Raw genomic sequence first — 23,069 nt, 5'->3', positions numbered from 1 at the left:
GGCGACACACGCCGCCCGCCCCCGCCCGGCACTCCCAACCCGCCAGCGCACACGGCAGTCCCGTACCAAGGAGCACCCATGTCGGCCCCTAGCCTGACCCCGAGCAAGGCGGGGCGTTCCCGCCACTCCCCGCCTCGCCCAGAGGGTCCCGCCGCCCCCGGCGGCGCCTTCGCCAAGAACCTGCGGCGCAACCTGACGGCCCACTCGTTCCTCATCGGCGCCGTCCTCTGTTTCGCCGTCTTCTCCTGGTACCCGATGGTCAGGGAGTTCCTCCTGGCCTTCCAGAAGACCGAGAGCGGCGAGTCCGTCTGGGTCGGACTGGACAACTTCCGCACCGTCTTCAACGATCCGGCCTTCTGGCAGGCCTGGGGCAACACCCTCTGGTACACCGCCCTCGCCCTGGTGCTCGGCTTCCTGGTCCCCTTCGTCCTGGCGATCACGATCAACGAGTTCCAGCACGGCAAGGGATACCTGCGGCTCCTCGTCTACCTGCCCGTGATGCTGCCGCCGGTCGCGGCCGTCCTGCTCTTCCAGTACCTGTACGACCCCGGGTACGGTCTCCTCAACGAGCTGCTCGGCTTCCTCCACCTGCCCGAGCAGCAGTGGCTCCAGGACGCGGACATCGCCATGTTCTCCCTGGTCCTCGCCTCGACCTGGATGAACATGGGCGGCGCCACCCTGATCTACCTCGCCGCGCTCCAGGGCATCCCGGGCGAGCTGTACGAGGCGGCCGAGCTCGACGGCGCCGGCCTCCTCCGCAAGATCTGGCACGTGACGATCCCGCAGACGCGTCTGATCCTCTCGCTGATGCTGCTGATGCAGATCATCGCGACCATGCAGGTGTTCGTCGAGCCGTTCCTGCTCACCGGTGGCGCCGGACCGGAGGGGTCCACGACCACGGTCGTCTACCTCATCTACCAATACGCCTTCAACTTCAACAACTACGGTGCCGCGGCGGCCCTCGGCCTGCTCCTGCTCGTACTGCTCGCCGGCTTCTCGGCGGCGTACGTCAAGCTCAGCCGCGCCGAGGAAGAGTAGGACCGGGAGAACAGCATGTCCACACGCACCCTCATCTCACCGGCCGTGCTCGCCAAGCGTCGCGGCAAGCGCCTCTACTGGGGTGCCTTCGCCCTGGTCACCGGCGGTTTCACCCTGGTGTTCCTCGGCCCCTTGTACTGGCTGGTCTCCAGCGGGTTCAAGGACACCCAGGAAGTCGTCCGGACCCCGCCCACCCTGGTGCCGGAGAGCTTCACCCCGGAGAACTACAGCCGGGCCTGGGAGGTCATGGACCTCTCCTCCCTTCTGTTCAACACCTTCTACTACGCCTTCGGCGCGCTCGCCTTCCAGCTGATCCTCGACGTGGCGGCGGCGTACTCGCTGTCCAAGCTGCGGCCGGTGCTGGGCAAGGCGATCCTCGGCATGATGCTCGCCACCCTGATGATCCCGGCGACCGTCCTCGTCGTCCCCCAGTACCTCACCGTGCTGGACGTTCCGATCGTCGAGCGGAACCTGCTGAACACCCCGTGGGCGATCTGGCTGCCGTCCGTCACCAACGCCTTCAACATCTTCCTGCTGAAGCGCTTCTTCGACTCGATCCCGAAGGAGCTCCTCGACGCCGCGTCGATGGACGGGGCGAGCCCGACGCGGATCCTGTGGTCGATCGTCCTGCCGATCTCCCGGCCGATCCTCGGCGTCGTGTCGATCTTCGCGGTCGTCGGCGTCTGGAAGGACTTCCTCTGGCCGATGCTGACCCTGCCCGACCCGGCGAAGCAGACCCTGAACGTGGGCATCTACTCGCTCTCCAACGGTGTCCCGGTGAACGTCCTCATCGCCGCCCTCACCATCGCCTCCCTTCCCACGCTGATCGTCTTCCTGGTCTTCCAGCGCAACATCATGGGCGGCCTGACCGCCGGCGGCCTCAAGGGCTGACGCAGCCCAGCACCCCGCCCCCATCCTCCGCCGCCGTCCCGAGCCCATCATGTCCCCGCTCCCCGGGACGGCGGCGGAGCACCTCATCCTGCTCGAAAGGACCGTCCCGTGGCAGCCCCCACTCCGTCCCGCACCGCCGACTGGTGGCGCGACGCCGTCATCTACCAGGTGTACCCGCGCAGCTTCGCCGACGGCGACGGCGACGGCACCGGTGACCTCGCGGGCGTCCGGGCGAGACTGCCCCACCTCGCCGGTCTCGGCGTCGACGCCGTCTGGTTCACCCCCTGGTACGCCTCCCCGATGGTCGACGGCGGCTACGACGTCGCCGACTACCGCGCCATCGACCCCGCCTTCGGCACCCTCGACGAGGCCGAGAAGCTCATCGCCGAGGCCACCGAACTCGGCCTGCGCGTCATCGTCGACATCGTCCCCAACCACGTCTCCGACCAGCACGCCTGGTTCCGGGAGGCGCTCGCCGCCGGACCGGGCAGCCCGGCCCGCGAGCGCTTCCACTTCCGGCCCGGCCGCGGCGAGGACGGCGAACTGCCGCCCAACGAATGGCCGTCCCAGTTCTCCGGCAGCACCTGGACCCGTGTCCCCGACGGCGAGTGGTACCTCCACCTCTTCACCCCCGAACAGCCCGACCTCAACTGGTCCCACCCCGACGTCCGCCGCGAACACGAGGAGGTCCTGCGCTTCTGGTTCGAACGCGGCGTCGCCGGCGTCCGCATCGACTCCGCGGCCCTCCTCACCAAGGACCCCGACCTCCGCGACTTCACCGAGGGCGTCGACCCCCACCCGTACATCGACCTCGACGAGATCCACGACGTCTACCGGTCCTGGCGGGCGATAGCCGACGAGTACGGCGGCGTCTTCGTCGGCGAGGTCTGGCTCCCCGACGCCGAGCGCTTCGCCCGCTACCTCCGCCCCGACGAGCTGCACACCGCCTTCAACTTCAACTTCCTCGCCTGTCCCTGGGAGCCGGACCGGCTCCGCCGCACCATCGACGACACCCTCGCCGAACACGCGCCCGTCCACGCCCCCGCCACCTGGGTGCTCTGCAACCACGACGTCACCCGCACCGTCACCCGCTACGGCCGCGCCGACACCGCCTTCGACTTCGCCGCCAAGCGCTTCGGCACCCCCGCCGACCTGGAACTCGGCACCCGCCGTGCCCGCGCCGCCGCCCTCCTCACCCTCGCCCTCCCCGGCTCCGTCTACCTTTACCAGGGCGAGGAACTCGGCCTCCCCGAGGCCGACATCCCGCTGGACCGCATCCAGGACCCCATGCACTTCCGCTCCGGCGGCACCGACCCCGGCCGCGACGGCTGCCGGGTGCCCCTCCCCTGGGAGGCCGAGGCACCCGCGTACGGCTTCGGCGGTACGGATCCCTGGCTGCCGCAGCCCGCCGACTGGGGCCGCTACGCCGCCGACCGGCAGAGCGCCGACCCCGATTCGATGCTCACCCTCTACCGCGCCGCCCTCGCCCTGCGCCGTACCGAAGCCGGCTTCGGCGACGGCGCCCTCGCCTGGCTGTCGGCCCCGGACGGCGTCCTCGCCTTCACCCGCGACCACGGCCTGACCTGCGTCGTCAACCTCTCCGCCGCCTCCGTGGACCTCCCCGCCCACCACGCGCGGCTGCTCGCCAGCGGCCCCCTCGACCCCGCCGGCACCCTCCCCCCGGACACCGCCGTCTGGTTGCGCGGCTGACCGCGGGGCCGCTTCCACGAGCCGCCGTCCGCACCTCACGAGAACGCGGACGGCGGCTCGTGGAAAGACTCCACCGCGCGGCCGAGGCCGCTCAACGCCGACTCCGTCGGCCGCGCCGCGCGGTGGCAGAGGCCGGGACCCTGACCCCCGGCCATGACGGAAGCCCCGTTCCCGTTCCGTGGGGGGCCGGGGGCGGGGCTTCCGTACGCGAGGCGCGGTCTCCGCCCTCAGCCGACACGCCCTCCGCGCGACCGCCGCGGCGATGCCGCGCGCCGCGGGTCCACACCGTCCGAGAAGCGAGCCCAGATGATCCCCAGCCGTGTCCGTCCACGCGTCCGCGCCGGTGCCAGAGCCACCGCCGTCGCCTGCGCCCTCCTCTGTCTCGGCCAGGCCACCGGCGGCCTGGCGGCCGCCTCGCCCGCCGGCCCGTCCCCTGCACCGTCTCCCGCGCCGCCCGTCGTCACCCGCGCCGGACTCGACCCGGCGCTCGTGGCCGGGCGCGGCGCCGACGTCGCCTTCGACGAGCAGGAGGCGGAGAACGCCCGCACCACCGGCACCGTCATCGGCCCGGACCGCACCCCGTACACCCTCCCCTCGGAGGCCTCCGGCCGGAAGGCGGTCCGGCTCGAACCCGGCCGGTACGTCGAGTTCACCCTGCCCCGCGCCGCCAACGCCCTGACCGTCCGCTACAGCATCCCGGACGCGGCCACGGGCGGCGGCATCACCGCACCCCTGGACGTCGCCGTCGCCGGCCGCCACCGCCGCACCATGACCCTGACCTCGCAGTACTCCTGGCTCTACAACCAGTACCCGTTCACCAACGACCCCCAGGCCGACCTGCTCCACCCCGACTGGTGGCTCGCCGAGTGCGCCTGCGTCCCGGCCGCCACCACGCCCGCGCCCACCTTCGACAAGCCCTTCCGGCCCACGCACTTCTACGACGAACAGCGTCTGCGCCTCGGGAAGACGTACCGCGCGGGGGAGAAGGTGCGGCTCACGGTGCCGGCCGACAGCCCCGCCGCCTGGACGGTGATCGACCTGCTCGACACCGAGCTGGTGGCGCCGCCGCACGTCGAGCGCGGCGGGATCGACGTCCGCCTCCTCGGCGCCGACCCCACCGGACGCCGTGACGCGGCCCCCGCCATCGAGCGGGCCATCGCCCTCGCCCGCCGCCTGGACAAGCCCGTCTACCTGCCGCCGGGCACCTTCCGCGTCGACCGGCACATCATCGTCGACGACGTCACGATCGTCGGCGCCGGCAACTGGCACACCGTCCTCAAGGGCCGCCAGGTCGCCCTCGCCGAACCGGCCCCCGACGGCTCGACCCACACCGGCGTCGGCCTCTACGGCAGGCCCGCCGCGGAAGGCGGCAGCAGCGACGTCCATCTGCGCGGCTTCGCCGTCGAGGGCGACGTCCGCGAGCGGATCGACACCGACCAGGTCAACGCCATCGGCGGCGCGATGAACGACTCCACCGTCGACGGCCTCTACCTGCACCACACCAAGGTCGGCCTCTGGTTCGACGGCCCCATGCGGAACGTGCGGGTCACGAACAACGTCGTCACCGACCAGATCGCCGACGCCCTCAACTTCCACACCGGCGTCACCGACTCCCTCGTCCGGAACAACTTCGTCCGCAACTCCGGCGACGACGGCATCGCCCTCTGGTCCGAGAAGACCGCCGACGCCCGCAACACCATCGCCCGCAACACCGTCCAGTCACCCACCCTCGCCAACGGCATCGCCGTCTACGGCGGCACGGACACCACCGTGACCGGCAACCTCGTCGCCGACCCCGTACGCGAGGGCAGCGGGCTCCACGCCGGCGCCCGCTTCGGCGCCGAACCCTTCACCGGCACCCTCCGGTTCACCGACAACACCACGGTCCGCGCCGGCACCCTCGACCTCAACTGGAGGATCGGCCTCGGCGCCCTCTGGTTCTACGCCCTGGACGGCTCCATCGACGCCGACGTCCGGGTCACCGGGGACCACTACCTCGACTCCACCCACAACGCGATCATGCTGGTCAGCGAGTACGGCGTGAAGGACCGCCACGACATCCCGTCGGTCCACTTCAAGGACATCCGCGTCGACGGCACCGGCAACTCCGTCCTCAGCGCCCGTACGAAGGGCTCCGCCACCTTCGAGAACGTCGACGCCCGCAACGTCGGAGCCGTCGGCGTCAACAACTGCGGATCCTTCAACTTCCCCGCCACCGGCTCCGAGTTCGGCCTCACGGACCGCGGCGGGAACGACGGCGGCTGGCTCGCCCCCTGGCTGCTCCCCAACACCCTCACCTGTGACGACCGGCCGCCGGTCGTCGCGCCCCCGGCCCCCGCGCCCTGGTCCTGACCCGACGGGGCGGGCGCGGATCGCGCTCGCCCTTCCGGGTCGTGCCGCGCCTCGTTCACTTACGGCAAAAAGAACGCCTTCAACCGCGAACTGGCGCAACTGTCTTGCATTATTTGCGCTAGACTTGCGTTCATGACGCGACGACTTGCTCAAGTGGCGAAGAAGGTGGGGGTCAGCGAGGCGACGGTGAGCCGTGTCCTCAACGGCAAGCCCGGGGTCTCCGAGGCGACCCGGCAGTCCGTGCTGACGGCGCTCGACGTGCTCGGCTACGAACGGCCGACGCAGCTGCGCGGCGAACGGGCCAGACTCGTCGGCCTCGTCCTCCCGGAGCTCCAGAACCCGATCTTCCCGGCCTTCGCCGAGGTCATCGGCGGGGCGCTCGCCCAGCAGGGGCTGACCCCGGTGCTCTGCACCCAGACCAAGGGCGGTGTCTCCGAGGCCGACTACGTCGAACTGCTGCTCCAGCAGCAGGTCTCCGGCGTCGTCTTCGCCGGTGGTCTCTTCGCGCAGGCCGACGCCCCGCACGAGCACTACTACCGGCTGGCCGAGCGCAGCATCCCGGTCGTCCTCGTCAACGCGTCGATCGAGGGCCTCGACTTCCCGTGCGTCTCCTGTGACGACGCGGTCGCCGTCGAGCAGGCCTGGCGTCACCTCGCCTCGCTGGGCCACGAGAGGATCGGGCTCGTCCTCGGTCCCGAGGACCACGTGCCGTCCCGCCGCAAGCTGGAGGCCGCCCGCGTGGCCGCCGCGGCCGCCGGCACGGAGTGGGACGACGCGTTCGTGGAGCGGTCGGTCTTCTCGCTGGAAGGCGGCCAGGCCGCCGCGGCGCGCCTCCTGGGGCGCGGGGTCACCGGCATCGCCTGCGGCAGCGACCCGCTGGCGCTCGGGGCGATCAGGGCCGCCCGGCGGCGTGGTCTGTCGGTCCCGGCGGACGTGTCCGTCGTGGGCTTCGACGACTCCGCCTTCATGACGTGCACGGAGCCCCCGTTGTCGACGGTGCGCCAGCCCATCGAGGCGATGGGGCGCGCCGCCGTGGACCTGCTGATCGCCCAGATCCAGGGCACCCAGCACCACCTCGGGGAGCTGCTCTTCGAGCCGGAGCTGGTCGTGCGCGGCTCGACGGCTCCTCCGCCGGCCCGCTGATCCCCCGGGAGGGATCCGTCCGCTTTCGCGGTTACGTCCCCCTCCCGCCCCCGACTCCCGACAACTGAACAGCCCTCACCTGACGGCACCGGTATCCCCGCCCCGAGCGGCCCTGATACCGGTGCCGTCGGCGTTTCCGAACGATGTCGGTTGTTTGCAACTGGACGAGACCCGTTGACAAAGCTGTCATCCAGTAGAAACCTTGCGGGCTGACGGCGCAAATGAGCCACATAGTTACTCAAGAACATGGCTAGCCGTCATTCGATCCTTGTCGGAGTCATGTCGGGCTCCCAGCGCGTGCCCCTGTCGAACCCTTCGAGCTCCCTTGCGCGTCCGTCGCCGAGGGCTGCTCAGGACGGAGACGGGGCACGGGTCTTGCCCGCATCGCGGAAAGGTCACCATGAGAGGCACACATCCGAGCAGGCGGCTGGGGGTCGGTCTGCTGACAGCGGGCCTGATCTCCGTAGGACTGCTCCCCGTCCCCGCCCAGGCGGCGGCCGACACCAACCTCGCGCTCGGCAGGGCGGCGACGGCCGGCGGCGCGAACGGCGGCTACCCGGCCTCCAACGTCACCGACGGAAGCCAACAGTCCTACTGGGAAGGCCCGTTGGGCTCCTTCCCGCAGTGGGTGCAGGTCGACCTGGGCACCCAGGTCGACCTCGACCGCCTGGCGCTGAAGCTGCCCACCGGCTGGGAGGCGCGCAACGAGTCCCTCGCCGTCCTCGGCAGCGCCGACGGCACCACGTTCAGCACCATCGCCGCCGCCCAGGCCCGCTCGTTCGCCCCGTCCGCCGCGAACACGGTGAACATCGACCTGCCGTCGGCCACCGCCCGCTTCGTACGGGTCCAGGTGGGCTCCAACACGGCCTGGAACGCCGCCCAGCTCTCCGAACTGGAGGTCTACGGCGAGGCCGGGGGCGGCGAGGACCCGGGCGACCCGCCCCCGGTCACCGGCACCAACCTGGCCCGCAACAAGCCGATCGAGGCGACCTCCACGACCCAGAACTACGCGGCCGCCAACGCCAACGACGACAGCACCGCCACCTACTGGGAGTCCGCGGGCTTCCCCGGCGCGCTCACCGTCAAGCTCGGCTCGGACGCCGACGTCCAGGCCGTCGTCGTCAAGCTCAACCCCGACGCCGCCTGGGGCCCGCGCACCCAGTCCCTCGAAGTCCTCGGCCGCGCCTCGGCGGACACCGGATTCACCACCCTGAAGGCGCGCGCCGACTACGTCTTCAGCCCGTCGTCGGGCCAGAACACCGTCACCATCCCGGTGACCGGCCGCGTCTCGGACCTGCGCCTGACCGGCTTCTCCAACAACGGCGCCCCCGGCGTCCAGGTCGCGGAGATCCAGGTCCTCGGCACGGCCGCCCCGGCCCCGGACTTCGTCGTCAACGAGCTCACCTGGGAACCGGCCACCCCGTCCGAAGCCGACGCGGTGACCGCCAAGGTCACCGTCCGCAACGCCGGCACCGCCGCGGCCCCGGCGACGACGGTGAACGTCAGCGCCGAGGGCACCGTCGCCGGCTCCGCCCCGGTCCCCGCACTCGCCGCCGGGCAGTCGACGACCGTCCAAGTCCCCATCGGCAAGCGCCCGATGGGCTCCTACACCGTCTCGGCGGCCGTCGACCCGACCGACACCGTCCCCGAGCTCGACAACGGCAACAACAGCCGGACCGCGACGAACAAGCTGAACGTCACCCAGACGCCCGGCCCCGACCTGACCGTCACCGGCATCACCCCCAACCCGGGCACGCCCGCCGTCGGAGCCCCCGTCTCCTTCACGGTCGCCGTCAAGAACCGCGGCACGTCCGCCGTCCCGGCCGGCAGCGTCACACGGCTCACGGTGGGCTCCACCACCCTGTCGGGGACGACCCCGGCCATCGCGGCGGGCGCCACCGCGGACGTGGCCCTCAGCGGCACCTGGACGGCCACCGACGGCGGCGTCACGCTCACCGCGACCGCCGACGCCACCGGCACCGTCACCGAGACCAACGAGAACAACAACGTCTTCGGCCGGTCCCTGGTCGTCGGACGCGGCGCCGCCGTCCCGTACACGGAGTATGAGGCCGAGGACGCCGCCTACCGCGGCTCGCTCCTCTCCACCGACTCCACCCGCCCGTTCGGCCACACCAACTTCGCCACCGAGTCCTCGGGCCGCGAGTCGGTTCGCCTCAACGTCCAGGGCGACTACGTGGAGTTCACCTCCACGAACGCCGCCAACTCCATCGTCGTGCGCAACTCGATCCCGGACGCGCCGGCCGGCGGCGGCCAGGAGGCCACCCTCAGCCTCTACGCGAACGGCCAGTTCGTCCGCAAGGTGACCCTCTCCTCCAAGCACAGCTGGCTCTACGGCACCACCGACCAGCCGGAAGGGCTCGTCAACACCCCGGGCGGTGACGCGCGGCGCCTCTTCGACGAGTCCAACGCCCTGCTGACCCAGTCCTACCCGGCCGGCACGAAGTTCCGCCTCCAGCGGGACGCGGGCGACACCGCCGCCTTCTACGTCGTCGACCTGATCGACCTGGAGCAGGTGGCCCCGCCGGCCGCGAAGCCCGCGGAGTGCGTCTCCATCACCCAGTACGGGGCCGTGCCCAACGACGGCATCGACGACACCGACGCGATCCAGCGGGCCGTCACCGCCGACCAGAAGGGCGACATCCCCTGTGTCTGGATCCCGGCGGGGCAGTGGCGCCAGGAGCAGAAGATCCTCACCGACGACCCGCTGAACCGGGGCATGTACAACCAGGTCGGCATCCGGGACGTCAGCATCCGCGGCGCCGGTATGTGGCACTCGCAGCTCTACACGCTGACCCCGCCGCACCTCGCCAACGGGATCAACCACCCGCACGAGGGCAACTTCGGCTTCGATATCGACGACAACACCAAGATCTCGGACATCGCCATCTTCGGCTCCGGCACCATCCGCGGCAACAACGCCAACGAGGAGGGCGGCGTCGGCCTCAACGGCCGCTTCGGCAAGAACACCAAGATCAACAACGTCTGGATCGAGCACGCCAACGTCGCCGCCTGGGTCGGCCGCGACTACACCAACATCCCCGAGCTGTGGAACCCCGGCGATGGCGTGGAGTTCAGCGGCATGCGGATCCGCAACACCTACGCCGACGGCGTCAACTTCTCCAACGGCACCCGTAACTCCACCGTCTACAACTCGTCGTTCCGCAACACCGGCGACGACGCCCTCGCGGTGTGGGCCAACAAGTACGTGAAGGACACGTCGGTGGACGTCGGCCACGACAACCACTTCCGCAACAACACGGTCCAGCTCCCCTGGCGGGCCAACGGCATCGCCGTCTACGGCGGTTACGGCAACACCATCGAGAACAACGTCGTCTCCGACACCATGAACTACCCGGGGATCATGCTCGCCACCGACCACGACCCGATCCCCTTCTCGGGCCAGACGCTGATCGCCAACAACGCGCTGTACCGCACCGGCGGCGCCTTCTGGAACGAGGACCAGGAGTTCGGGGCCATCACCCTCTTCGCCCAGGGGCCCGACATCCCGGGCGTCACCATCCGGGACACCGACATCCACGAGTCGACCTACGACGGCATCCAGTTCAAGACCGGCGGCGGCTCCATGCCGAACGTCAAGGTCACGAACGTGAAGATCGACAAGTCGCTCAACGGCTGCGGAATCCTCGCGATGGGCGGTGCGCGCGGCAGCGCCACGCTGACGAACGTCACCATCACGAACTCGGCCAAGGGCGACGTCTGCTCGCAGCCCGGCACGCAGTTCGTCTTCAACCAGGGCTGACGCCCCGATCCCCCTCCGGGGGGGGGGGGCGGGGGCCCTTCGCGTACGGACGGGGTGGTGCGGTCAGGCGGTGAGGCGGTCCGAGGACGGCCTGCTCCTGGCCGCCCTGGCACGGCTCGCCGCCACGCCCACGGTCTCCCTGGCCGGCTCCTCCGCCGCGGGGGCCGGGAAGAGCCGCGGCCCGCCGGACGCCACCGGCAGCGAGGGCACCAGCCGGCGCCGGGCCCGCAGCCGCTCCCGGGCCCGGTCCCGCCGCTCCAGGATCCAGTCCTCCACCACGGCGATGACCGGCTCGCACCACGGCAGCGCGAGCAGGATCAACAGGCCGGCGGCCCAGCCGAGCAGTACGTCGCTCAGCCAGTGCGTGCCCAGGTAGACCGTCGTGAGGCCGACGCCGAGGGCGACCACGGCGGAGAGCGCCGACAGGTAGCGGCGGGCCCTCGGGGTGGTGGCGAGATAGGCCAGGATGCCCCAGGTCACCACCGCGTTCGCGGTGTGACCGGAGGGGAATATGTCGCCGCCCGCGAACAGCTCGGCCGAGCCGACCTGTGTCGCGTAGTGGGGGCCGAGCCGGCCGAGTCCGAGCTTCACCGCGCCGACGGTGACGTTGAGGAGCAGCAGCGCCGCGCCGAGGGAGAGGAGCGGCCGCAGGGTGTGCTGGCGCCAGGAGCGCCAGCCCAGCCAGGCCGCCACCATCACCGCCGTCGGACCGCGCTGGCCGAGGACGACGTAGTAGTCCAGGAAGGCGTGCAGCTCCGGCCACTGCTGGTAGGGCCGGAAGAGCATGATCTTCCAGTCGAGGGTCACCAGCCAGGTGGACAGCAGGACCGCCACCACGATGAGGAGATAGAACGCCGACGTCCCGCCGAAGAGGGCGAGACGCGTCCGGGTCATCCGCGGGACCTCTATCTTCGGCGGGACCGGCTCCCGGTCCAGCCGGGCAAAGATGTCGGTACGCACCCAATCGACGTTACAGGGGGTGAGGAGACGACCCGGGCGATCCGCTCCCTTCGTGATGACGATGTGATGTGGAGTAGGTCTCAGCGGCCCACCTATTCCGGACTCCCGTCGGAAAATCCGATGACCTTCAGCCCTATTGCCGCCGGGGGTGATTCCGGAAGCCTGTTTGTGTGGCACGGAATTACTTCAAACACCCGTCCGTGCGGAATTCCATGCGACGCGCAGGCCGGACGGAGTGGCGTACGCCACACGGGGAGCCTCGCCGGGGTGAGAGGTGCGCCACCCTTCCGGGGCCTGTCCTCGCGTACGCTGACGGCTCACTCGCCCCTCATCGCCGCGCCGCCGCACGCACATCAGCCCAGGTCGGCGCCGTCTGCCGAGCGCGAGAGCGTCACTTGGAGGTACGCACATGTCGCGGACGATCACGGCCCGAGCAGGGCGGCGTGCCGCCGGCGGCGGCGCCAACCGCTGGGCCGTCCTCGTCGTCCTCTGCGTCAGCCTCCTCCTGGTCGCCCTGGACGCGACCATCCTCCACGTCGCCGTCCCCTCGCTCACCGAGGACCTGCGACCCGGCTCCACCGAGCTGCTCTGGATCGTCGACGCCTACCCCCTGGTCTGCGCCTCGCTGCTGATCCTCTTCGGCACCCTCGGTGACCGGGTCGGCCGGCGCCGGGTGCTGCTCCTCGGCTACGGGATCTTCGGCCTCGCCTCGGCCGTCGCCGCCCTCGCCACCGAGCCCTGGGTCCTGATCGCGGCCCGCGCGCTGCTCGGCGTCGGCGGCGCCATGATCATGCCGGCGACCCTCTCCATCATCCGGACCGTCTTCCCCGACCGGCGCGAGCGCGCCACCGCCATCGGCATCTGGACGGCGGTCGCGGCGATCGGCGCGGCCGCCGGGCCCGTGCTCGGCGGCTTCCTCGTCGAGCACTACTGGTGGGGCTCCGTCTTCCTCATCAACATCCCGCTCATGGCGCTGATCCTGCCGCTTGCCCGCCGGCTCCTGCCCGAGTCCCGGGGGAGCGCCGAAGGGCCCTGGGACGTCCTCGGCGCGCTGATGGCGGCGGCGGGCGTGCTCGGCTGCGTCCTCGGCGTGAAGCGGGCGGGCGCCGGGGAGCCGCTGCTCTCCGCGCTCACCGCCGGGCCGCTGCTCGCCGGGGCGCTGCTGCTGGTCCTCTTCGTCCGGCGCCAGCGGCGCAGGCCGCACCCGCTGATCGACATGCGGCTCTTCTCCCGGGCCGCCTTCACGACCTCCGTCGGCTGCATCGTCCTCGCCATGCTGGCCCTCGTCGGCCTGGAACTCATCGCGGTCCAGTACCTCCAGCTGGTCCTCGGGCTCACGCCCCTGGAGACCGGGCTGCGCCTCCTGCCGCTCACCTTCGCCGCGATGGCGGCCGGCGCCACCGGCTCGTACACCCTGCGCCGGATCGGCCCCCGGCGGATGGTCGGCTGGGGCTTCCTGCTGACCGCCGGAGCGGTGCTGCTGCTCACGTTCATGGGCCAGCACGACCGGCCGCTGCTGCTCACCGTCGGCTTCGTCCTGCTCGGCTTCGGCCTCCAGACGACCCTCTTCTCGGCGTACGAGTCGATGCTGAGCGAGGCGCCGCCGCGGAGCGCCGGCGGGGCCGCGGCGATCGGCGAGACCTCCTACCAGCTCGGCGCGGGCATGGGCATCGCCCTGCTCGGCAGCGTCATGAACGCGGCGTACGCCCCCGGCCTCGCGGGCGTCCCCGGGGTGCCGGCGGAGGCGAGCGGCGCCGCGGCGAACTCGCTCGGCGAGGCGTACCAGGTGGCCGACCGGCTGGGCGGCGCGGCCGGCCAGGCCCTGCACACGGCCGCGCGCCACGCCTTCGTCGACGGCCTGCACCTCACGCTCTTCGTCAGCGCGGGCCTGCTCCTCGCCGGTGCCGCGATGGCCCTGCGGCTGCCGCGGGTGATGGAGTGCCCGGTGGACGTCGAGGCGGCGGTCGAGGAGGCGGCGGCGGAAGCGGCGGCGAAGGTGGCGGCCCCGCGCGCGCCCCTGCCGGAGAGCCGGCCCGCCGCGGGCCGCGACGGCGCCGCCGCGGTGCCACTGGTCCCCGGCCAGCCGGCCACCTCCCCGGCGGACCAGCTGCCGCCCGCCGTCCCCCGTCCGGCACCCTGTCCGGCCCCCCGTCCGGAGCCCGGCCCGGCGGAGCCGATGACGGGCGCGGCCACGAGGGGCCACTGAACCACCGGCGTCCGCCGTCGGGCGGGCCGTCGCCCGTCCGCCGTCGGCCGGGGGCCGGGTACCGTTCGCCGTCGGCCGGGGGCCGGCGTGCGGGGCGGTGCGGGGGCCGATCGGGGCCGGACATGCGGCCGGCCCGGTCCGCTGGGCGGATCGGGCCGGAGGGTGTCGGTCGGGAGGGTGCGTGTCGGGCGGGACCGGGGTGACGAACCGGAGGGGTCAGCTCTGGTTGAAGAAACCGTCCTGCCGACGGCGGCCGGACTCGCCGCTGACGATCTCCGTGTCGGCGGGGGTGAGAAGGAAGACCCGGGTCGCGACGCGCTCGATCGAGCCGCGCAGCCCGAAGGCGAGGCCGGCGGCGAAGTCGACGACCCGCTTGGCGTCGTTCGGCTCCATGGCGGTCAGGTTCACGATCACCGGCACGCCGGCCCGGAAGAGCTCCCCGATGCCCCGGGCGTCCCGGAAGCCGTCCGGTGAGACGGTGGCGATCCGGCGGCCCCGCTCCTCGGCGGTGTCCGTGGCGACCCGGACCCGGGGGTCCGTCACCCAGGCGTCGCCGCTCTCGGCACCGTCGGCGTACTCGTCGTCGTAGTAACGCTCGTCGTTGTCCTCGACGAGGCCCAGCCAGGCACTCGCCTTGCGCACCGATCCCATGGACGCCTCCTTTCACGCGGTCACTGCGGTCACTTGTGGTTCCGCAATCCCTATCGTCGTCCATGATGCGGATCGCGCGCCAAGTGGATAGGCGCCGCGCAGGGGATTCGTGACGGTACTGGTGCAGAACGTGAGGACCGGTTTCTGGCGATTCGTCAGGAATCTTGGGGTATGCCGAGCCTGACGGAGGGCCATGTTGCTGAAAATATGAAAGTCGGCCTGGAAGGGTGACGTCGGGCGCGTACGGGTGAACGGACCGCTCGCTTACGATGCCGCGAGGCCGTTCGGCGGTTCCTCGGGCACGCCCCCCGGGAGGACACCGTGCGGCCCGTCGCGCGCTCCGCGCCCGACATGCTCTCGCACCGCACCACGGGGGATGGAATTGTTCGGAATCGTCCGACCCTGCACGCACCGGCTCACCGACCACCTGAAGACCCAGTGGATGGCCCACCTCTGCGGCCTGTGTCTCGCCCTGCGCGCCGACCACGGTCAGTTCGCCCGGGTCGTCACCAACTACGACGGGCTCATCGTCTCGGTTCTGACGGAGGCTCAGACCGGCGTCACCGACTCCGGCCGCCGCACCGCGGGCCCCTGCCCGCTGCGCGCCATGCGCACCGCCCCCGTCGCGCGCGGCGAGGGCGCCCGACTCGCCGCCGCGGTCTCGCTCGTCCTCGCCTCCGCCAAGGTCCGCGACCACGTCGCCGACCGGGACGGACTGCTCGCCCGCCGCCCGGTCGCCGCCGCGGCCCGCCGGGTCGCCCGCTCCTGGGACAAGGCCGGTGCCCGGGTGGGCCACGCGGTCGGCTTCGACACCGCCGTCCTCGTCGACGCCGTGGACCGCCAGACCGGGATCGAGGCCCTCGCCGGGCCCGGCACCCCGCTCCTCGTCGTCACCGAGCCCACCGAGACCGCCACCGCCGCCGCCTTCGCGCACACCGCGCTCCTCGCCGGCCGGCCCGGGAACGCCGAACCGCTCTCCGAGGCGGGCCGGCTCTTCGGCCGCCTCGCCCACCTCCTCGACGCCGTCGAGGACCAGGGCGCCGACGCCGAGGCCGGCGCCTGGAACCCGCTCACCGCCACCGGGACCTCCCGCGAGGAGGCCCGTCGGCTCGCCGACGACGCCCTGCACGGCATCCGGCTGGCGCTGCGGGACGCCGAGTTCACCGACGGCAAGCTCGTCCACCAACTCCTCGCGCACGAGCTGCGCGTCTCGGTCGACCGCGCCTTCGGCACCACCACCTGCTCCCACGGCGGCGGCGCCCCCGCGCACGCCCACGGCCCGGTGCCCGGCGTCCCGCACGCCCACGGCCCGGTGCCCGGCAACCCGTACGCGCCCAACGGCCCCGTGCCCGGCAACCCTTACGCGCCCGGTCCCGGCGGCCCGGCGGGCCCCGGCGGCCCCTGGAACCCCGGCCCGGGCGGCGGCGGGGGCGGCGGTTCCTTCCCGCCGGGCCCCCCGAACCGCAACCGGCGCGGTCTGATCACCGGTTGCGCGGTCTGGGCCGGACTCGCCTGCACCTGCCAGATGTGCTGCGGCACCTACGAGGACCCGTGGAGCCGCGAGCGCAAGGACGGTCTCTGCCAGCAGTGCGACTGCGGCAGCTGCTGCGACGGCTGCGACTGCTGCTCCAACTGCTGCTCGTGCGGCGGCGAGGACGGCGGCGGCTGCTGTGACGGCTGCGACTGCGGGTGCGACTGCGGCTGCTGAACCCGCCCGCCGGAGCGGGGCGTACGCCGCCCGCTCCGGCGGTCCGCCCGACCGCCCCCGCGCACCCGGCAGTCATGGAGCCCCCTATGCCCTCCTCCCTGGTGATCGTCGGTGCCGGGCCGCGCGGCACCGGCTTCCTGGAACGGCTGGCCGCCGCCGTGCCCGAGCTGTACGGCGGGCGACCGCTCGACGTCCACCTGGTCGACCCGTACCCGCCCGGTCCCGGGCGGATCTGGCGTACCGCGCAGTCCCCGCTGCTCCGGATGAACTCCCGGGCCGGGGACGTCACCGTCTTCACCGACGACACCGTCCGCCTCGAAGGGCCGGTACGCCCCGGACCCACGCTCGCCGCGTGGGCCGGGACCGGCGGCCGCCGCTTCGCCACCCGCCCCGAACTGGGCGCCTATCTCGGCTGGGCGTACGCGCGGGCCAGGGACGCGCTGCCCGCCACGGTCACCCTCCACGAACACCGCGCCGCCGCCCTGCGGATCGAAGGACCGCGCGAGGGCCCGCAGCTCGTCCGGATCGCCGGCCGTGCCGAGCCCCTCCGCGCCGACCTCGTCGTCCTCGCCCTCGGCCACCTCGACGCCGAACCCGACGCCGAGCAGCGGGAACTGGCCGGCTTCGCCGCCCGCCACGGCCTCGTCCACCTGCCCCCGGGGCCCACCGCCGACCTCGACCTCTCCGTCCTCCCACCGGCCGGCCCCGTCCTCGTCCGGGGCCTCGGCCTCGCCTTCGTCGACCTGATGGTTCTGCTCACCGAGGGGCGCGGCGGCCGGTACGAGGGCCCCGAGGACGCGCTCGTGTACGTGCCCTCGGGGCGGGAGCCGGTGCTGTACGCGGGCTCCCGCCGGGGCGTCCCGTACCACTCCAAGCCCGGTTACGTCCTCGACGGCGAACGGCCCCCGCTGCCCCGCTTCTTCGGACCCGACCGGGTCGACGCCCTGCTCGGCCGGGACGGGCCGCTGGACTTCCGGCGCGAGGTCTGGCCGCACATCGCCCGGGAGCTCGGCTGGGCCCACTACCACCGGCTCTTCGCCGCGCACCCGGAGCGCACCGCCCGCCCCTGGGCCGAGTTCGACGCCCGGTGGGCCGCCGCCCCGCCGGGCGACCCCGGCCTCGCCGCGTTCCTCGCCACCGCCGTCCCCGACCCGGCCGACCGCTTCGACCCCGCCGCCCTCGACCACCCCCTCGACGGTCTGCGCGCCCCGAGCGCCGAGGCGCTCCAGGACGTCCTGCGCCGCCATGTCACCGCCGGCCTGGCGCGCCGTCACGACCCCGCCCACAGCGCCGACGCCGCCGTCCTCGCCGCCCTCGACTCCGTCTACGGGCAGCTCGGCCGGCTCGCGCACCGGACCGACACCGGCGACTGGTGGCACGGCTTCTACAGCCACCTCGGCTCCGGCCCGCCGGGGTCCCGGCTGCGCCGGCTGCTGGCCCTCTCCGAGGCGGGTGTCGTCCGCTTCCTCGGCCCCCGTCTCACCGTCGGGACCGACGAACGGCGCGGTGTCTTCCGGGCGTCCTCGCCCGCCGTGCCGGGGGCGGGCACCGAGGCCCGCGCCCTCGTCGAGGCCCGGCTGCCCGCCGCCACCGTCATCGGCACCGCCAGCCCGCTGCTGCGGGGCCTGTACGAGGACGGCGCCCGGGCCACCCCGGGCGGGCTGCTCGCCGTCGATCCCGCCGACGGGCGGATCGTCCAGCGGGACGGCCGCCCGCACCCGCGCCGGATCGCCCTCGGCCCGTACACCACGGCCGGGGTGGGCGGCGGCTTCGTCCGGCCCCGGTCCGGCGGGGCGGCCTTCGCGCAGAACGACGCCGCCGCCCGCGCGGCCCTCGCCTTCCTGGGCGCGGCGTCGCACCCCGGGCTTCCGGCACCGGTGTGGAAGGGTGGAACACCATGAGCGACACCCACGACAGCCGAGTTCCCGACGGCGCGGACGGCGCGCACGGCACGGACGGCATCGACGGCGCGGACCCCCGCGCGGCGGACTGGCGGCACTGGCACGAGCAGCGGGAGGCGGCGGTGGCCTCCTCGTACGGCCCGCTCTCCCTCACCGGCACCCACTGGCTCGCGGACTTCCCCGACGCCCGGCTGCCGGAACTGCCCGGGGAGTGGCGGGAGGACGGCGACGGGGTCGTCCTGACGGCGGCCGCCGCGGACGGGCTCACCGTCGACGGCGAGCCCTTCGCCGGCACCGTCCGGCTCACCGCCGACCACGCGCCGGTGCACGGGTCCCGGGTCGGGGCGGCGGACCGCCGGATCATGGTGATGCGCCGCGAAGGCCTGTGGGCGGTAAGGGACTTCGACCCCGGCTCTCCGGCGCGGCGGGCCTTCCGGGGCATCGAGGCCACCCCGTACGACCCGCGCTGGGCGGTGCCGGGGGTCTACCGGCCGTACGAGGAGGCGCGCAGCGTCCGGGTGGAGAACGCGGACGGCAGGGAGCGCGGGCTCGGGCTCTCCGGCGAGGTCGTCTTCGAGCTCGACGGACGGGTGCACGCGCTCCAGGTGGCGGTGGAGGAGGACGGCACGCTCTGGGCGGTCTTCGCGGACGCCACCAGCGGGCGGTCCACCTTCCGCTTCCGCTTCCTGCGCCCGGCGGCGCCGGCCGGGGACGGCACGGTGACGGTGGACCTCAACCGGGCGCTGCTCCCGCCGTGCGCCTTCGCGGACCACTTCATCTGCCCGTTCCCGCCGCCCGGGAACACGCTCGACCTCGCCGTGGAGGCGGGGGAGCGGCGGGTGCTGACCGGCTGACCGGGGGTCCTCCGGAATCCGGACGACGGGTCCCTCCGGCCGGTGCGCCCGGGGGGCCCGCGCGTGCGGCGGTCTTGTGCGCCGGTCCGGCAGGCGGCACCATCGCTGACGGTGGATGTCAGGGACACGTCACCTGATGTCGCCTCACGGGCCTCTCACCCCCCGGGCCCCTCCGCTTTTCCCAGAAGGATGTGAGGAGCACAGTGAGGATCAAGCGCACCCGTCTGCTCGCCGTCGCCGCCGGACTCGCGGCCGTGACCGCCCTCGGACTCCCCGGCGCCCAGGCCGCCCCCACCCCCGGCCCGGCCGCGGCCGCCCAGCTCGCCCGCGCCGAGTCCGCGGTCGACGCCGCGGGGGTCGGCGGCATCGCCTGGTACGTGGACAAGACCGCCGGCCGGGTCGTCGTCACGGCCGACTCGACCGTCTCCGAGGCGGGCCTCGCGAAGCTCAGGGCGGCGGCCGGTGCCGACGCCGGCGCCCTGCGCGTCCAGCGCGACTCCGGGGTCTTCAAGCCCCTGCTCGGCGCGGGCGACGCCATCTACGGCAACGGCTACCGCTGTTCGCTCGGCTTCAACGTGCGCAGCGGCAGCACGTACTACTTCCTCACCGCCGGCCACTGCGGCAACGTGGTGAACACCTGGTACGCCAACTCCGCCCAGTCCACCCTGATCGGCGCCACCGTCGGTTCCAGCTTCCCGGGCAACGACTACGCCCTGGTCCGCTACGACAACGCCTCGCTCGCCCACACGGGCGGCTTCACCGCCGCCAACGCCTATGTCGGCGAGTCCGTCAAGCGGTCCGGTTCCACCACCGGCACCCGCGGCGGCACCGTCACCGGCCTCAACGCCACCGTCCGCTACTCCGGCGGCGGCACGGTGAGGGGCATGATCCAGACGAACGTCTGCGCCGAGCCGGGCGACTCCGGCGGCGCGCTGTACGACGGCACCAAGGCGCTCGGCCTCACCTCCGGCGGCAGCGGCAACTGCTCCACCGGCGGCACCACCTTCTACCAGCCGGTGCCGGAAGCCCTGTCCAAGTACGGGGTCAGCCTCTACTGATCCGCTCGGGTGCCCCCGGCCGGCGCGGCCGGGGGCATCCCCTTCCAAGATCTTGTGAATCCGTTCACAAAAGGACTTCCGGCCCCGCCCCAAAGGTCTTTCCGCGCCTCCCTCCGCAGGTCGGCGGGTGTCGAATGGAGACGTCGAAGAAACCAGGGACCGGTGAAGGAGGCCCGTCATGGAGGCCACGGAGATGGTGGAAGGACTCGTCGGGCGGGCGCTCGGGGCGCTCGCGGAGTTCGAGGCCCTCGACCAGGAGCAGGTCGACCACATCGTCAGGAAGGCGTCGCTCGCCGCCCTCGCCGCCCACGGCGAGCTGGCCCGCCTCGCCGTCGAGGAGACCGGCCGGGGCCTCTTCGAGGACAAGGCCGTCAAGAACCTCTTCGCCTGCGAGCACGTCACGCACTCGATGGCCGGGCTCAAGACCGTCGGTGTCGTCTCCCGCGACGAGCTGAACGGCGTCACCGAGATCGCCGAGCCCGTCGGCGTCGTCTGCGCGATGACCCCCGTCACCAACCCCACCTCGACGACCGTCTTCAAGGCGCTGATCGCGCTCAAGACCCGCAACCCGATCGTCTTCGCCTTCCACCCCTCCGCGCAGCGGTGCTCCGCCGAGGCCGCCCGGATCGTCCGCGACGCGGCCGTCGCCGCCGGCGCGCCCGCCGGCTGCGTGCAGTGGATCGAGGAGCCCTCGATGGAGGCCACCGGACTCCTCATGCGCCACGACGGCGTCTCCACCATCCTCGCCACCGGCGGCAACGCGATGGTCGAGGCCGCCTACTCGTGCGGCAAGCCAGCCCTCGGCGTCGGCGCCGGAAACGTCCCCGCCTACGTCGCCAGGGACGCCAGGCTCCGGCGCGCGATCCACGACATCGTGCTCTCCAAGGCCTTCGACCACGGCATGATCTGCGCCTCCGAGCAGGCCGTCATCCTCGACGCCGAGGTGTACGAGGAGGGCGTCGCCGAGTTCGAGCGGCTCGGCGCCCACGTCGTCACCGCCGCCGAGAAGACCAAGCTGGAGGAGTACCTCTTCGGCGTCACCGCCCACGGCACGGACTGCGGCGGGGCCGAGCTCAACGCGGCCGTCGTCGGCAAGTCCCCCGTCTGGATCGCCGAACAGGCCGGCTTCGAGGTCCCCGAGGACACCTCGATCCTGCTCGCCGAGTGCTCCGAGGTCGGCGAGAACGAGCCGCTCACCCGCGAGAAGCTCTCCCCGGTCCTCGCCGCCCTCAAGGCCGACACCACCGAGCAGGGCCTCGAACTGGCCGCCGCCATGGTCGAGTTCCACGGCCTCGGGCACAGCGCCGCCATCCACACCGAGGACGAGGCCCTCGCCGAGGAGTTCGGCAAGCGGGTCAAGGCGGTCCGGATCATCGTCAACGCCCCCTCCACCTTCGGCGGCATCGGCGACGTCTACAACGCCTTCCTCCCCTCGCTCACCCTCGGCTGCGGCTCCTACGGGCACAACTCCGTCTCGGACAACGTCACCGCGGTGAACCTGATCAACATCAAGCGGATCGGACGGCGCACCACCAACATGCAGTGGTACAAGATCCCGCCGAAGATCTACTTCGAGCGCGACGCCGTCCGCTACCTCGGCGAGATGGACGACGTCCACCGGGTCACGATCGTCACCGACAGGACCATGGGCGAGATCGGCTTCGTCCGGAAGATCACCGACATCCTGAACGGGCGCCCCGAGCCGGTCGAGATCCAGGTCGTCGACGACGTCGAGCCCAACCCCGAGCTCGCCACCGTCCGGGCCGGCGCCGCCGCCATGCGGGAGTTCCGGCCGGACACCATCGTCGCCCTCGGCGGCGGCTCCCCGATGGACGCGGCGAAGATCATGTGGCTGATGTACGAGCGGCCCGAGGTCGAGTTCGCGGACACCAAGGAGAAGTTCTTCGACATCCGCAAGCGCGCCTACCGCTTCCCGAAGCTCGGCGAGAAGGCGAAGCTGGTCGCGATCCCGACCACCTCCGGCACCGGCAGCGAGGTCACCCCCTTCGCCGTCATCTCCGACCCGGAGGCCGCCCGGAAGTACCCGCTCGCCGACTACGCCCTCACCCCGGACGTGGCCATCGTCGACCCGCTGCTCCCGCTGCACCTCCCGCCGCGGGTCACCGCCGACTCCGGCTTCGACGCCCTGACCCACGCCACCGAGGCGTACGTCTCGGCCTACGCCAACGACTTCACCGACGGCCAGTGCCTCCAGGCCATCAGGCTGATCTTCGAGAACCTGGAGACCTGTGTGACCGAGGGCGCGAAGGCGCCCGAGGCCCGCGAGAGGATGCACAACGCCTCCACCATCGCCGGCATGGCCTTCGCCAACGCCTTCCTCGGCCTGGTCCACGCCATGGCCCACACCCTCGGCAACACCTTCCACGTCGCCCACGGCCGCGCCAACGCGCTGCTCCTGCCGCACGTCATCCGGCACAACGGCACCGTCACCCACAAGGCCGTCCCGTGGCCGAAGGCCGAGGTCTACCGGGCGCCGGAGCGCTACCAGGAGATCGCCCGGACGCTCGGACTGCCGGCCGCGACCCCCGAGGAGGGCGTGGAGTCCTACGCCCGGGCGGTCGAGGAGCTGCGCGAGCGGTGCGGCATCCCGGCGGGCTTCCGGGCCGAGGGCGTCGACGAGGCGGCCTTCATGGAGGCCCTGCCGCGGCAGGCGATGAACGCCTACGCCGACCAGTGCGCCCCGGCCAACCCGCGGATGCCGATGATCGAGGAGATGAAGGAGCTGATGACCCGGGCGTACTACGGCGGGTAGCCCGTACGGAGGTCGTGCGCGGGCCCCCGCCGCGGCGGGGGCC

Annotated in this window: 14 protein-coding genes; 12 read left to right on the top strand and 2 right to left on the bottom strand. The window is 72.7% G+C overall.

The features are described from left to right. Positions 1 to 78: 78 nt before the first annotated feature. From ACFQ8C_RS30605 to ACFQ8C_RS30580, 6 genes are all read left to right on the top strand, one after another. Positions 79 to 1,038, top strand: coding sequence for a carbohydrate ABC transporter permease (locus ACFQ8C_RS30605; RefSeq protein ID WP_383463705.1), 960 nt, complete (start codon positions 79 to 81; stop codon positions 1,036 to 1,038). A 15-nt stretch (positions 1,039 to 1,053) separates the two neighbouring features. Next, positions 1,054 to 1,929 (top strand): carbohydrate ABC transporter permease, encoded by an 876-nt coding sequence (locus ACFQ8C_RS30600; RefSeq protein WP_383463702.1) that lies wholly within the window; start codon positions 1,054 to 1,056, stop codon positions 1,927 to 1,929. Positions 1,930 to 2,037: 108 nt separating this feature from the next. Further along, entirely contained in the window at positions 2,038 to 3,639 is a 1,602-nt protein-coding gene (locus ACFQ8C_RS30595) for a glycoside hydrolase family 13 protein (protein WP_383463699.1), read from the top strand. Positions 3,640 to 3,945: 306 nt separating this feature from the next. Continuing rightward, entirely contained in the window at positions 3,946 to 5,991 is a 2,046-nt protein-coding gene (locus ACFQ8C_RS30590) for a glycosyl hydrolase family 28-related protein (RefSeq protein WP_383463696.1), read from the top strand. A gap of 132 nt (positions 5,992 to 6,123) precedes the next feature. Then, positions 6,124 to 7,134: a LacI family DNA-binding transcriptional regulator gene (locus ACFQ8C_RS30585; protein ID WP_383463694.1), complete on the top strand. Its 1,011-nt coding sequence runs from the start codon at positions 6,124 to 6,126 to the stop codon at positions 7,132 to 7,134. A 400-nt stretch (positions 7,135 to 7,534) separates the two neighbouring features. Next, a complete protein-coding gene (locus ACFQ8C_RS30580; RefSeq protein WP_383463691.1) occupies positions 7,535 to 10,915 on the top strand; it encodes a CARDB domain-containing protein in 3,381 nt (1,126 codons plus the stop codon). Between the two features lie 63 nt (positions 10,916 to 10,978). Here ACFQ8C_RS30580 and ACFQ8C_RS30575 read toward each other — a convergent pair whose 3' ends face one another. Continuing rightward, a complete protein-coding gene (locus tag ACFQ8C_RS30575; protein ID WP_383463688.1) occupies positions 10,979 to 11,809 on the bottom strand; it encodes a phosphatase PAP2 family protein in 831 nt (276 codons plus the stop codon). Positions 11,810 to 12,284: 475 nt separating this feature from the next. Here ACFQ8C_RS30575 and ACFQ8C_RS30570 point away from each other — a divergent pair, with 475 nt between their 5' ends. After that, a complete protein-coding gene (locus ACFQ8C_RS30570) occupies positions 12,285 to 14,081 on the top strand; it encodes an MFS transporter (protein WP_383463685.1) in 1,797 nt (598 codons plus the stop codon). Positions 14,082 to 14,297: 216 nt separating this feature from the next. On the opposite strand, the gene ACFQ8C_RS30565 is transcribed toward ACFQ8C_RS30570, so the two are convergent. Beyond that, a complete protein-coding gene (locus ACFQ8C_RS30565; RefSeq protein WP_383463682.1) occupies positions 14,298 to 14,732 on the bottom strand; it encodes a cell division protein SepF in 435 nt (144 codons plus the stop codon). Positions 14,733 to 15,114: 382 nt separating this feature from the next. On the opposite strand from ACFQ8C_RS30565, the gene ACFQ8C_RS30560 reads away from it, so the two are divergent. From ACFQ8C_RS30560 to adhE, 5 genes are all read left to right on the top strand, one after another. Then, on the top strand, positions 15,115 to 16,440 hold the full coding sequence (locus tag ACFQ8C_RS30560) for a DUF5685 family protein (RefSeq protein WP_383463679.1): 1,326 nt from the start codon (positions 15,115 to 15,117) through the stop codon (positions 16,438 to 16,440). 86 nt (positions 16,441 to 16,526) lie between these two features. Continuing rightward, entirely contained in the window at positions 16,527 to 18,341 is a 1,815-nt protein-coding gene (locus ACFQ8C_RS30555) for an FAD/NAD(P)-binding protein (RefSeq protein WP_383463676.1), read from the top strand. After that, positions 18,338 to 19,195 carry a DUF1684 domain-containing protein gene (locus ACFQ8C_RS30550; protein ID WP_383463673.1) on the top strand — a complete coding sequence of 286 codons (858 nt, stop codon included), beginning with the start codon at positions 18,338 to 18,340 and terminating at the stop codon, positions 19,193 to 19,195. Before ACFQ8C_RS30555 ends, ACFQ8C_RS30550 begins: the two co-directional genes overlap by 4 nt. A 203-nt stretch (positions 19,196 to 19,398) precedes the next feature. Beyond that, on the top strand, positions 19,399 to 20,253 hold the full coding sequence (locus ACFQ8C_RS30545; protein ID WP_383463670.1) for a S1 family peptidase: 855 nt from the start codon (positions 19,399 to 19,401) through the stop codon (positions 20,251 to 20,253). 178 nt (positions 20,254 to 20,431) lie between these two features. Beyond that, on the top strand, positions 20,432 to 23,026 hold the full coding sequence (adhE, locus tag ACFQ8C_RS30540) for a bifunctional acetaldehyde-CoA/alcohol dehydrogenase (RefSeq protein WP_383463667.1): 2,595 nt from the start codon (positions 20,432 to 20,434) through the stop codon (positions 23,024 to 23,026). The last annotated feature ends 43 nt before the right edge of the window (positions 23,027 to 23,069 follow it).

Origin of the sequence: Streptomyces sp. NPDC056503, assembly GCF_042794995.1 — a bacterium.
Lineage (GTDB): Bacteria > Actinomycetota > Actinomycetes > Streptomycetales > Streptomycetaceae > Streptomyces.
This window is presented reverse-complemented; position numbering and strand designations above follow the sequence as displayed.